The 12,520-nt window shown below is 42.0% G+C and carries 11 protein-coding genes; 8 read left to right on the forward strand and 3 right to left on the reverse strand.

The genetic code is table 11. The features are described from left to right. The first annotated feature begins 144 nt into the window (after positions 1 to 144). The 3 genes from ABT996_RS07400 to ABT996_RS07410 all read left to right on the forward strand — a co-directional run bounded on the left by ABT996_RS07400 (position 145) and on the right by ABT996_RS07410 (position 5,425). On the forward strand, positions 145 to 1,917 hold the full coding sequence (locus ABT996_RS07400) for a YSIRK-type signal peptide-containing protein (RefSeq protein ID WP_035448738.1): 1,773 nt from the start codon (positions 145 to 147) through the stop codon (positions 1,915 to 1,917). An 87-nt stretch (positions 1,918 to 2,004) separates the two neighbouring features. Beyond that, positions 2,005 to 4,380 (forward strand): mucin-binding protein, encoded by a 2,376-nt coding sequence (locus ABT996_RS07405; RefSeq protein ID WP_035448740.1) that lies wholly within the window; start codon positions 2,005 to 2,007, stop codon positions 4,378 to 4,380. A gap of 244 nt (positions 4,381 to 4,624) precedes the next feature. Then, complete coding sequence (locus ABT996_RS07410) at positions 4,625 to 5,425, forward strand: mucin-binding protein (protein WP_225361429.1); 801 nt, start codon at positions 4,625 to 4,627, stop codon at positions 5,423 to 5,425. A gap of 42 nt (positions 5,426 to 5,467) precedes the next feature. Here the strand turns inward: ABT996_RS07410 and ABT996_RS07415 are convergent, their stop codons facing one another. The 3 genes from ABT996_RS07415 to ABT996_RS07425 all read right to left on the reverse strand — a co-directional run bounded on the left by ABT996_RS07415 (position 5,468) and on the right by ABT996_RS07425 (position 6,936). Next, a complete protein-coding gene (locus ABT996_RS07415; RefSeq protein WP_035448743.1) occupies positions 5,468 to 5,746 on the reverse strand; it encodes a helix-turn-helix domain-containing protein in 279 nt (92 codons plus the stop codon). A 210-nt stretch (positions 5,747 to 5,956) separates the two neighbouring features. Next, positions 5,957 to 6,472: a GNAT family N-acetyltransferase gene (locus tag ABT996_RS07420; RefSeq protein WP_035448745.1), complete on the reverse strand. Its 516-nt coding sequence runs from the start codon at positions 6,470 to 6,472 to the stop codon at positions 5,957 to 5,959. Between the two features lie 11 nt (positions 6,473 to 6,483). After that, positions 6,484 to 6,936 carry a MarR family winged helix-turn-helix transcriptional regulator gene (locus tag ABT996_RS07425; RefSeq protein WP_035448746.1) on the reverse strand — a complete coding sequence of 151 codons (453 nt, stop codon included), beginning with the start codon at positions 6,934 to 6,936 and terminating at the stop codon, positions 6,484 to 6,486. A gap of 157 nt (positions 6,937 to 7,093) precedes the next feature. Between ABT996_RS07425 and ABT996_RS07430 the strand changes: the two genes are divergently transcribed. The 5 genes from ABT996_RS07430 to ABT996_RS07450 all read left to right on the forward strand — a co-directional run bounded on the left by ABT996_RS07430 (position 7,094) and on the right by ABT996_RS07450 (position 12,276). Continuing rightward, entirely contained in the window at positions 7,094 to 7,906 is an 813-nt protein-coding gene (locus ABT996_RS07430) for a Cof-type HAD-IIB family hydrolase (protein WP_225361428.1), read from the forward strand. Positions 7,907 to 7,928: 22 nt separating this feature from the next. Continuing rightward, positions 7,929 to 8,351 (forward strand): hypothetical protein, encoded by a 423-nt coding sequence (locus ABT996_RS07435; RefSeq protein ID WP_035448748.1) that lies wholly within the window; start codon positions 7,929 to 7,931, stop codon positions 8,349 to 8,351. A gap of 73 nt (positions 8,352 to 8,424) precedes the next feature. After that, positions 8,425 to 10,656: a heavy metal translocating P-type ATPase gene (locus tag ABT996_RS07440; RefSeq protein WP_052006378.1), complete on the forward strand. Its 2,232-nt coding sequence runs from the start codon at positions 8,425 to 8,427 to the stop codon at positions 10,654 to 10,656. Between the two features lie 15 nt (positions 10,657 to 10,671). Further along, a complete protein-coding gene (locus tag ABT996_RS07445) occupies positions 10,672 to 10,866 on the forward strand; it encodes a heavy-metal-associated domain-containing protein (protein WP_004050031.1) in 195 nt (64 codons plus the stop codon). 126 nt (positions 10,867 to 10,992) lie between these two features. Further along, a complete protein-coding gene (locus ABT996_RS07450; RefSeq protein ID WP_035448751.1) occupies positions 10,993 to 12,276 on the forward strand; it encodes a hypothetical protein in 1,284 nt (427 codons plus the stop codon). Positions 12,277 to 12,520 lie beyond the last annotated feature (244 nt).

Raw genomic sequence — 12,520 nt, forward strand, 5'->3', positions numbered from 1 at the left:
AAAATTACCGAAAATAAATCTCTTTAGTTGTACTACAGTATCTTTAGTCGTACTATAGTAAATGTTTATAGATAAATAGTGGAGGTGTATAGCTATTACATACGCTTTGTACATTCAAATAACTGAGGAGGTCTATTTTTAGTTTTGTTATCACGTAATAATAATAAATTATTAATACATAAATTAGAACCAAAGAAACAACGCTTTGCGATCAGAAAGATCAGTGTTGGGGTCGCTTCTGTCTTGATCGGTTTTACTTTTGCTGGTTTTAGTGGAGTATCAGCTGATGAAGCAACAACGACGGCCAAAGATCATTTAAAGACTGAGGCGACAGCAGAGAGCTCAAGTGTACCAACTAAAGAAGTTGAGTTAACTTCAAGTGACGAAGCACAAGCTAAAGAAGTTGAGCAAACTACAAGCGCCGAAACTCCAGCTAAAGAAGCCGAGACCACACCAGTAACCGACGATAAGGCTCAAGTTGCTGAAGACACTAAAGAACAAGCTCCAGCGCAAGCGGTGACTGCTGAAGAGACCAGTGAACCTACGACTAGCACTGAAAAACAAACGGTTGCACCAGCTGATGAAAATGAAGCCAGTGAAACGCAAACATTTAACGTTGAAAAACAAGCTGAACCTCAAGCAAAGGTTGATCTAACAGATAGTAAAGTTGCTTATGCAGCAGCACCAACTCAAGCTCAAGACCAGCAAGAAGAAGGCTTTAGCGTTACTGATCCTGATTATTCCAAATATACATATGGAAAGACAAACCTTCAAACATTGATCGATGATTTAGGGATCGACTACAAAAATAGTGAATATGTTTTCCAATGGATCGCTTCGACTGATTGGGAACGTGGTATCATCTTTACCGTTGATCGTGGTAGGGATGCTGACGGCAATGTTATTTTAACGGGTAATGGTAGCTTTAATGCGTATGAATATAGTTTTTTAGACGAATATCATATTACGAAAGCTAAAACAGTGATTCAAAAGGGACAGCAGACTTTAAATTTTGGTCAAGTTATCAATGATGAATCTAAAGATGCTATTGCAGTAGACCATTTTTACTCTAAAATTGAGAGAGGTTTTTTTTATCGCACACAAAAAAGCTATTTACCGATATTTGTTGGTGGTCATAGTGGGATCGAAAGTAATACAGGGGATGGGTATACAACATTAAGCATCTATACCCCACAAGTTGTTGAACAGAAAGCAAAGATCAACAACGGTAAGGTCTATAAGACACAAACTGGTTTAACAGGACAAAATTACAAGACCGGTGTTCCCAAGAGTGCTAAGGTGGAAGAAGGTAAGTTCCTATATGCTGAAAATAGCGAAGGAACAATGTCTGAATTCCACAAGGGTGTTGTTTTAGTTAACAATTACCATGATGGTGTGACTGTTAGATATACTGAATTAGATAACCAAGGTACTATGCAATATGAATTCTTAGATAATCGGGGGTTCGCTAAGAAATTGTACAACGAGAGTACCCGTCGTAATGAATCAAGAGGGATCTTGCATGTAGGACAAAGCTTTACATACGAGGGGGATAGTGGAAAATATCATATTTCCAACCCATACGTCCAACAAACTACCGATATCACATATGAATATCGTAAGTTAGGTAGTGTTGAGCTTTATGATGAAAATGGCAATTATCTAGATCAAGGCTACCGATATGTCAATGATGCAAACGATGCTGCTAAGGCAAGTTTGCCAGAGGTTCCCAAAGAGTTTCCCCAAGGTGACATTGAATACACTTTAGTAGCAAAAGAGGATCTTCCTAGTGATCTAAGCAGATCGATCAAGTATATCTATCGTGGTATTGAAACAAAGGTAACACATGATACTTATACCCTAACGACTAAATTTGTCGACGAATCTGGCAATGAACTTAAAGCTGCTGAACCATAAACGATCATTTGGACAACGACGACTAAGCGAGATATCCATACAAACGAAATTATCTCACAGACATCTGTTCCAAGTGAAGCGAGCTATATGGCAGTAAATAGCCCAGTGATCGCTGGCTATTATGCAACAACGCCAGGCTTGAGCAGCCGAAAAGCTGAACAAAAAAATGCTACACAAGAGATCGTTTATCGTAAGTTGGGTAATATCATTGCTAAAGACAGCCAAGGTAATGATTTAACGAAGGTTCAATATGAAAATGATGCTAACGATGCAACTAAGATCAAAGCGATCGTAGCTCCAACGATCAAAGGTTATCACGTAAAAAGTGAAGTTGTTCAACCAAGTGATCCAGGCCAAGATACAGTGCTCAACTATGGTGAAGACATTCAAGTTGCGCAGATCAAGTATTGGGACAAGACCGCTCACAAGTATATCACTGATGATCAAGGTAAAGATTTGGAAACGATCGAAACTGGGGCACATAATACTAAGATCTCGCATGAAAAAGTAGCCGAACAGATCCACGCTTTGGAAGCTAAGGGCTATAAATATAATTCTGCAAACCAGGAATTTTCAACGGTCTATTTTGATGATGATGATTCAAAACCACAAACATTTACCGTCAAATTAATACATGGTACAACAACGGAACTTGAATCTAAGCAGATTACACGCGAGATCCATATCCATCATCCTAAACAAAAAGAGGAAGTTGTACCACAGACAGCTACCTTTACTCGTACCGGTACTAAGGATCTAGTAACAGGTAAGACTACTTGGAACGCTTGGAGTCCAGCGCAAAAACTTGCCGCTTATACAGCTCCTAAAGTAGATGGATATACGGCAGATAAGTCAGTAGCACAACTTACAGTCAATGCCAATGATGAGATCGCTCCAGTCGATATCTACTACACAGCAAATGATCAAGAAGTGCTGATCAAATATGTTGATGTCGATAACAATAACAAAGAAGTTGCTAGTCAATCTGTATCTGGTGTAACTGATCAAACAGTTGATACAAAATATGAAGTACCAGCTAACTATGAATTAGTGGCAGGTCAAGATCTACCAAAAGCAGTTACCTTTAAAGCAAACGGCAACGAACCGATCATCGTAAAGGTAAAACATAAGCATCAAGATGTGACAGATGAATATAAAAATGATGCACACAAGCAAGATAAGGTTGATCATACAGTCACGAGAACTGTTATAGTCAAACATCCGCATGCCACAGATGATACTCGTACCGAAGCTCTCCACTTCACGCGCCAAGTAACACGTGACATGGCAACGGGTCAGGACACATTTGGCGAATGGATCCCAGATACAGTCGACTTCTTTGAAGGCTTTGCAATTGAGCCTAAAGCTTCAGATAAAGGTTATACCCATGATAAGACTAGTGTCGATCGTCTAGAACATATCACTGGTGATACAAAGGATACAATTGTGACTGTTGGCTATACTGCCAATGATCAAAAAGCACATGTGCACTATATCGACGATACGACAGGTAAGAAGTTGGAAGTTGTTCATGTCACCGGTAAGACGGATGAACCAATCAAACATGACAGCAAAGCTAAAGTCCAAGGTTACTTGGATAAGGGCTACGAATTAGTCTCAGATGGCTTTGCCAAAGCGGGTAAACCAAGTTACAATGCTGAAGATGAAGATCAACATTTCGAAGTTCATTTGAAACACGGATCTAAAGTGGTCAAAGCCGATCCAAGTAATGCGGATAGCCAAAAAGAAGTAAAACGGACGATCATTGTGAATGCACCAGATGGAACTAAGACAACTAAGGTCCAAACCGTTGTCTTCACTCGTGACGGTTCTAAAGATCTTGTAACTGGTAAGATTTCTTACCCAGATTGGGATGAAATTGCAACAAAAGCCTTTTCACAAGATGACGTGCCACAATATTTAGGTTATACTTCAATGGTAGCTGGAAGAAAACAAACGACAATTGCTGCCAAAAGCGTTCGTCCAACTGATGCTGACCAAGTGATCGAAGTCAGCTATGTTGCACGACCAAGCCAGCAAGTTATTACCTATCAAGATGAAAATGGTAACCAGATCGGGACCCAAGTGATCACTGGCCATACGGATGAAACGGTGAAATTAGTCCCAGTTCTCCCTGATGGTTGGGAATTGCTCGATCCGGATAGCCTACCTGAAAATGTGACATTTGCACCAGAAGAAAACCCAGTATTGGTCATCACAGTTAAGCGGACTGCTACAGAAGACAGTGCTAAAACTGAAAAGACCGGTGAAAATACTGAGGTAGCTGAGCAAGAAGTTGTAAATGATACGACTGATGTCACAACTAATGAAAAGAATGAAGCAACACTTCCACAAATGGGTGAAAGTGATACTGAAGCTTTAGCATTTAGCTTATTAGGTCTAGTAACAGCAGCCTTTTCCTTGTTTTATTTTGGCAAAGAGAGAAGAAAGACTGATAACTAAAAAGAAATGATCAATGGATAGAAGTATTTTTAGTTAGCCATCGGAGGGACCACCTTAGATGATCTAGTCATTTATGGTGGTCTTTCTTAGTTTTAGGGGTTGAATTAGAATTTTTAGAAATTTTTCTGACGGTATTGCCGTCAAATACCAAAAAGTAGCGACCACTGCACAAACAACATTTGAATTTGTTGATCCGCGTGATCTAAAAACACCAGTCGCAATGTATTCGTACAAGACAAAAAAATTGGTAACAAGTGGGGTACTGGTCGCTGATGAAGTTCAAGAATTTGAACAAGTCAAGGTGCTAGTCGGGCATATGTATCATCGAACAAAGCGTAGATTTAAGGTGATCGATCCATATCGCAATGGACCTTTGGAAAAAGAAAGTCTCGAATTGCGTGATGATCGGGGCAATGTGCTGGGAGAAATGCCTTGCCAAAGTATCCCGCACGGTCATGTGATCGTGATCCCAACGATCTTTTCGAAAAACGATGAGTACTATACTTTAAAAGAGATCACCACCTTATTAAGAGATGATAAAAAAGCAACGATCGCCAAATATGAGCTAGCCCAAGTCACCGAGTCGTTGGACAAGACAACACTGACGACGCGCTTTGTGACGAAAACTGGCCAGCAGCTTTGCCGGGCCGCTAAACAGACGATCACCTGGAAGACACTTAAGTATCGGGATGCTAAAACGAGTCGTTCCTGGAGTGGTTCAAGCATTCCGGAAGAATCCAACTATGTAGCGGTCAAAAGTCCTTTGATCATGGGCTATGTAGCGCAAACAGCGGGCTTAGGACCAGCTAGCTTGAAAGCTAAAGAACAACAGATCGTCTATCAAAAATTAGGTAAGATCATTGCGATCGATAATGATGGCAATATTTTAGGTACGAAAAAATATTGCAATGATCGAACTGATCCTACGCAAGCAGCTGAGACTTTTTTACCATATATTAAAGGTTATCATCGTGCGATCAAGGCTGAAGCGATCTTACCGAGTGATCCAAGTTGTGATATTTTTGTTAAATATCTAGCCGACTAATAAATAAGCAGCTCCTAACGACATGAGCGCTATTGGGGCTGCTTATTTGTATACCATTTTAAAGTCGTCTAGTACTAATAGAATATGTTGGCTTATACGTTCGCTTGGTATTGGATCCATAGCTGTTAATTCGTGAATGAGTCGTAAAGTACTATGTGTTAAGGTTTCAAGTGAGACATTATTTTCTTCCTGAAGTAATTCCGAGATCGAGATCCCTAGTGCTTGACAGATCGCATATAATTTCAAAAGATTGATATTTGTCTTTTGACCACGTTCTAATTTGGAGATAAAGTTGGTCGAAAGGTCACTGTATTCAGCCAATATGCAAGTTATTATCCATGAAAAACTACCCCTTTACTGCATGGAAAGTGTATACATGGATAATAAAGATAGTGATAATATATTAATACGGTTTATAGTCACTAAATTTATGGTTCGAAACCAAAATAACAGTACTATATTTATAGAAAAGGTTTTAAAATCCAAAAAAAGTTGGTAGGTTTCAATAACTACCAACTTTTTTTATTATAACTAGATTTTTTTGATCATAATGAGATCAGTCTGTTCGTCAGTTCCCATGAAAAATGAGTGCGATCCGTGTTGAATAAAGCCCATTTTTTCGTAGAAAGCAAGGGCGGGATAGTTTTTCTCCCACACCCCGAGCCAGATACTGCTGCAATTTTTTGCTTGAGCGAGCTTGAGGGCTTCTTGGAATAAAAAGCGTCCCAAACCATGGCGTTTGAAGGCTGATCTGATGTAGATGCGTTCGATCTCAAGGGCATTAGGGGCAACTTGTTCACTTTGAGACTCGTTTAAGTTGACTTTTAAATAGCCGGCAAGTTGGTCATCTAAGTAAACAAAGTAAAATTGTGAGTTAGGATCATTGAGCTCGGCGGTCAATTTATTGAGGTCATAGGCTGTTTTTAAGTAATCGGCGAGGTCTTGAGCACTATTTTGGTCTTTAAAAGTATCGCTAAAAGTTTCAATGCTTATTTTTTGTAGTGTTTCAACTTCAGCTATAGTGATGCGTTTTAATGTTTTAGTCATAATATTTACTCCTAATAAGTTCGTTTTTGGCCTTTTTTGACGATCTCCCAATCTTTTTCGATATTACTGCGTACTTGTTGTAATAATTGTTGCAACTGCACTTGTTGTTTTGCGGTCAAATGCTTTAGGGCCGTCTGTTCTGAGTAGTTATGTTCGGCCCGAAGAGTTGGGTAGATCTGAGCCCCTTTTTTAGTTACAAAAAGGGGCTTATTTTTTTTATTATCAAGTTGAGTTCGGCGTTCGATCAAACCGTTGGCTACTAGTTTTTTGATCGCCCGGGAAGCCGTGGTCTTGTCGACTTTGAGGCAATTAGCCAACTCTTCTAAGATGATCCCGGGCTGTTCGTAGATCCTGACCAAGTAGAGATATTGGCCCTTGGAGAGTTCTAGGTCTTTGAATTCGACATTACTGATTGAATCTAAAGCCCGGGCGATCGTGCCGATCTCACGTAAGATCTCTGTCATTTTGAGCACTTCCTTTTGGTATAGTATATTTGATGTTTGTTGTAAATGCAACTATTTTTTTAGAACGGAAATGAAATCGTTAAAATGGTATAATAGCTCTTGAACAATTAGAATGAAGGGCATGTGACGCGTTGATGTCGCATGGTAGGTGAGCATTTTGGATATAAAAATGGTAGCGATCGATATTGATGGTACGTTGGTCGATGATCACAAGCAGATCGGTGAAAAAACCAAAGTAGCGATCAAACAAGCGCGCAAGCAAGGCGTTTATGTGGTCTTATGTACGGGACGACCATTGTCTGGGGTCAAAGATTATTTGGAAGAATTAGACTTGGTGGGAGAAGACGACTATGCGATCACCTTTAATGGGGCTAAAGCACAGGTCACAGGGACAGGTGAAGCGATCTTTGAAAATCTTCTATCTCCCGAACAAGTGACTCGCTTGGATCAAGTCAGTCATGAAATCCAGATCAGAGGCCAGATCGTCATGCCAAATTCTGAAGTCATCACGACCTTTAAAAATATCAGTCCGTATACCGTACTCGATGCGTTCTATACGAAAATGCCACTTTATTACTGTGAGCCAGAAGAAATAGCTACACATTCGGCAGTGGCTAAATATATGTGGGTCGATGAACCAGAAGTGATCGCCGCTAAGACCAAGGACTTAGATCCAGCAGTGATCGCAGATAAGTATACCGTCCTTAGTGCGCCGTGGTTCTTTGAGATCATGCATCCTAAAGCCCACAAAGGCGCAGCCGTGCTCGAATTAGGTCAGCATTTAGGCCTAACTAAAGATCAGATCATGGTTTTAGGGGATGAAAACAATGATCTGACAATGTTTGAACTGGCTGGATTTGGGGTCGCGATGGGCAATGCTAATGACCAGATCAAAGACCTTGCCAGTGCAGTCACAGCGGATAATAATCATGATGGTGTCGGTGTGGCACTAGAAAAATATGTACTTTAAGAATTAGAAGGGAAGCAGTGAGATGGGAATTGTTGGTGAATTTTTGCTCCACAGATGGTATGTTTTTGTGATCGCCATCTTATATTGGCTCGTGATGAAATATCTAGGAAAAGGGACGCGTTTTGCCCGTGAAGCCAGCCAAGTGTCAGCTACTTTGCAGATCTTGTTTTTACTCGTTTATACGGGGGCAGCTCTATGGTTGTTAGCTTCAGGAACGGCTGCTAGTCAAGCCTTTACTTTATTTACGCTGGTAGTCAACATTGGCGGTGTCGTATTAGTTTTACCGCTGTTTTTGTTGATCTTGTATCGTTTATGTACCGCTAAATTTTTAACCCGCTTGCCTGAATGGGGCAAGAACTTATTTCGCTTGATCTGTTTTGCTTTGTTAGGCTTTTTCTCTTACCCTATCTTGGCGGTAGTCGTGACTTTATATTACGGCTGGTAAAGTGAGCTTTTTAGTATCACCCTAAGCTCGTTTTATGATAAACTACAGTTGTAAACGATTAGAGGTGAGACAGATGGAAAAAGATAATTTTGCGATCGAAGGGATGGTTTGTGCTAGTTGTGCGCAAACGGTCGAAAAAGCAGTGGCGCAACTGCCAGATGTCAGTGAGGTTGCGGTCAATTTGGCGACCGAGAGCATGCAAGTTGAGCATGGATCGCAGGTCAGTGTGCAAAAGATCATGCAGGCGGTCAAAAATGCGGGGTATGCAGCGACTTTATCCAACACCCTTGATCAAGCCGAATTTGAAGCTAAGCAAGCTCAGACTAAAGCGCGTTTGTTGCATAAAAAGCACCAAACGATCGGCGCTTTGATCTTTGCGGGTGCGTTGCTTTTAGTTGCGATGGGACCGATGATGGGTCTAGCCTTCCCGCACTTTTTAGATGTGATGCATAGTCCTAAAAGTGCTAGTCTGATCCAGCTGGCGTTAGTTTTACCCGTGTTGTGGTTTGGTAAAGACTACTTGATCACAGGGGCTAAGGCATTATTTGCCCGGCACCCTAACATGGATTCGTTAGTCTTAATGGGAAGTGGTGCGGCACTCTTATACAGTTTGGTAAATACTTATCTGGCTGTGGTAACGGGGCACCACCATGATCTTTATTACGAGGCAGCCGGGATGATCATTGCCCTTGTCATGTTAGGTAAGTACTTTGAGGATCTTTCGAAGCAAAAGACCAACTTTGCTTTGACTTCGCTTTTGACATTGGTACCTAAAAAAGCTCTATTAGTCGTAGACGAAGGAAAGACTAAAGAAGTGCCGGTCGCAGAGCTTAAAGTCGGGGATACCTTTTTGGTTCAGGCAGGGCAAAGTATCCCCGTTGATGGTATCGTTTTGGCTGGCGAGACGACTGTCGATGAATCGATGTTGACGGGTGAAAGCTTGCCAGTCGCCAAAAGCACTGGTGATCTCGTGAGTGCCGGCACGGTCAGCCAAGTTGGTCAATTGACCTGTCGTGCAACGCGGGTCGGAAGTCAAACGGCACTTTCGCAGATCGTAGCCTTGGTCGCCAAAGCTCAAGGTTCAAAAGCACCGATCGCCCGGCTAGCTGATCAGATCGCGGGCTATTTTGTACCAGTGATCATGGTGATCGCAACTTTAGGTGCATTGGCGTGGCTTTTGACGGGGCATTCGTTAGGTTTTAGTTTAACGATCTTTGTTTCGGTCTTAGTGATCGCTTGTCCGTGTGCCTTAGGGTTAGCGACTCCGACTGCGATCATGGTCGGGACCGGTAAAGCAGCCAAAGCGGGGATCTTGTTCAAAAACGGGACAGCCTTAGAACAACTATCACAAGTGACAACGGTCGTCTTGGATAAGACGGGAACGATCACCCAAGGCAAGCCAACGGTGACTGATGTTTTAGCTAAACCAGGGCTAGATCCGGCGACGATCTTACAGTTAGCCGCTAGTCTAGAGTTTTACACTAAGCACCCGTTAGCCCATGCGATCTTGCAGGCCTCAACCGCTGAAACGTTACCCGTCAGTGACTTTGAGACTTTGCCTGGGCGGGGCTTGACGGCTAAGATCGATGGCTTGACCTATTTTCTGGGCAACCATAAGCTTTTAGTCGAACAAAAGCTCCCAACTGAGACACCATTGGTAAAACAGGCCCGATCCTTGACGCAAGCTGGCAAAACAGTGATGTTTTTGAGCACTGAAAAAGACCTCTTGGGTGTGATCGCCGTGCAAGATCCACTGAAACAAGATAGTCGCCGTGCGATCGCGCAACTGCACAAGTTAGGGGTAAAGACTGTGATGTTGACGGGCGATAATGAAAAGACCGCCCAGGCGATCGCCAAACAAGTCCAGATCAGTGAAGTTATCAGTGATGTCTTACCGGCTGATAAAGCAGAGACTGTCTTAGAGTTACAAGCTAAAAGACAAAAGGTCGCAATGGTCGGAGATGGGATCAATGATGCGCCGGCTTTGGCCAATGCCGATGTCGGAGTTGCGATCGGCAATGGAACTGATGTGGCGATCGATTCGGCTGATGTCGTTTTGATGAATTCAGATCTCAGTTCATTAGCCCAAGCACTATTATTGAGTCATAAGACTTTGGTCAACATCAAAGAAAATCTCTTCTGGGCCTTTTTCTACAACTGTCTCGGGATCCCGGTCGCTTTAGGTGTCTTGACGTTCTTTGGGGGGGCGTTGCTTGATCCGATGATCGCTGCTTTGTGTATGAGTTTTAGTTCAGTATCAGTTGTTTTGAATGCTTTGCGGTTGAACCGTGTAAAATTAAACTAAGTGAGGATGATAGTAATGGAAAAACATACAGTAAAAGTTGAAGGTATGAAATGTGAAGGTTGCGCTAAGAAAGTGCGTGAAAGTTTAAGTCGTGTCGTGAAAAATGTTAAGGTCGACTTGGAAAAGAAAACGGCGGAATACATCGGGGATGAAACAATCGATGGTTTGAATCAAACCTTGGATGGAACGCCATACTCAGTCAGCAAATAGCTAATTATTAAGGTGTTGGTATTCTTGCCAACATCTTATTTTTTTCTTATATATCTTTTACGAGCAGTAGTTTAGAATAGAGGTGTGGGCGAAAATTTTAGTAAATTACGAAAGGGGAATCTGCAGATGCATGATTATCGCAAAGAAGTACAACAATTGCTCGATGTGATGGGGAATAGTGAGCAGGAACTAACTCTAGGTGCTAAAGCGATCCAGCTGATCTTACAAATGGCAGCTAAGGGAAGTTCAGCCGAAGTGATCGAAGAAAAGCGAGCATCAGTAACACCTGAAGCGAAAGAAGATGAAGAGGAAGGTCCGCAGGCTCAGCCTGAAGAAGAACTTGAAACGAGCTCAAAACTAGTAGAGAAAGTTGAAGCGGAGTCTAAACCAGCAGTTCAAGAAGTTGAACCAGTGGTCGATGAACCGACCGAAGAGAGCAAAGAAAAAGCCAAAATAGATCGGACTTCGCAAACTTTGCAAGCTTTGTTGAGTGAAAAAGGTGACAGTCAAGCGTTAGATAATTGGGTGCAAAAAGACCCTAAGATCTTTGAACGACTATTTGATATGGTAATGGTCTATAAAGTCTCAACGCGTCGGATCGGGTTTAAAGCTTATAATAAAAACAATAAAGAACTGAGATTTAGAGAAACGATCCGGAATCAATTCAATCCTAAAAATGGCGATGCGATCTTAGTCAGCAACGCCCATACGGATTCACCCCGGATCACGAAATTGATCAGACGACCAGCTGAGTCGTATTATCCTAATACGGTGACCTTTGACCGCGGGGTAGTTGAGGTCAACACTGATAAAGAACTGATCGTTAAACGCAATGTAAGTGGGAAAAAGCTTCGCGTCGATGGCGAATTATTTGAGTATAAGATCCCAGCTCAAGCCTATAATATCCATGAAGGTAGTATCGTGCGGTTGCGTTGGTATGCCCAACCGCGTGGTGAACGACAAAATGAGGATATCTCACTAGCTTGGGTCTATCAAGAACGCCAAGAAAAAGTTACCACGCCAGCGCCGAAAAAAGAGAAGGGCCCTAAGCCACAATATCAACCGACGATTGAATTTGATCTAGCAGGTAAAACAGTCGGGATCGTGGTCGGACGCGAACTATATCGTGATAAATACGAAGCAATCATTGAGGCACATAATGGTAAGATGCTGATGGTCGACGCATTCTATCATCGCCGTGCCCCAGAAAATTATTTTGCACGGCGCTTGAGTGAAGCGGATTATGTGATCATGGTCCAAAACCAAAATAAACATAATACGAGCTATGCTTTAGCCAAGATCAAAGACCAATTTCAAGGCTTTGCGGTGGCTAAGAACTTGACCGGGATCCAGGTAGAACAAGCTATCTATCGGGCAGTCAAGGGTCTACCGGCATTCGTAGCTGGTTAAACGTCGGATGAATAACACGAGACTTTCCATGATGTGTATTTTGCATTGTGGGGAGTCCCGTGTTTTCATTAGCGAACAAATGACGCAGAATATCAATAAGATAAAAAATGCACAAAGTATTAGACATTTGCTAAAAAAATTATGGTAGTTTTGATGGGGCTACTAAAAAGATGTTTTTTGAGGCCGTACGAACAAAAAGTTAATTTTTTACATAAAGTAAGCGCTGTTGTGGATGGAGCGTTTC

Source organism: Ligilactobacillus sp. RTP31139st1_D10_RTP31139_211217, from assembly GCF_040226755.1.
In the GTDB taxonomy this organism is placed as follows: Bacteria; Bacillota; Bacilli; order Lactobacillales; family Lactobacillaceae; genus Ligilactobacillus; species Ligilactobacillus animalis.

What these genes read in the sequence shown, in the direction of transcription:
- ABT996_RS07450 (WP_035448751.1), top strand. Translation starts at nt 10,993, where the DNA reads ATGCATGATTATCGCAAAGAAGTACAACAATTGCTCGATGTGATGGGG.
- ABT996_RS07425 (WP_035448746.1), bottom strand. Translation starts at nt 6,936, where the DNA reads ATGACAGAGATCTTACGTGAGATCGGCACGATCGCCCGGGCTTTAGAT.
- ABT996_RS07445 (WP_004050031.1), top strand. Translation starts at nt 10,672, where the DNA reads ATGGAAAAACATACAGTAAAAGTTGAAGGTATGAAATGTGAAGGTTGC.
- ABT996_RS07440 (WP_052006378.1), top strand. Translation starts at nt 8,425, where the DNA reads ATGGAAAAAGATAATTTTGCGATCGAAGGGATGGTTTGTGCTAGTTGT.
- ABT996_RS07435 (WP_035448748.1), top strand. Translation starts at nt 7,929, where the DNA reads ATGGGAATTGTTGGTGAATTTTTGCTCCACAGATGGTATGTTTTTGTG.
- ABT996_RS07420 (WP_035448745.1), bottom strand. Translation starts at nt 6,472, where the DNA reads ATGACTAAAACATTAAAACGCATCACTATAGCTGAAGTTGAAACACTA.
- ABT996_RS07405 (WP_035448740.1), top strand. Translation starts at nt 2,005, where the DNA reads ATGGCAGTAAATAGCCCAGTGATCGCTGGCTATTATGCAACAACGCCA.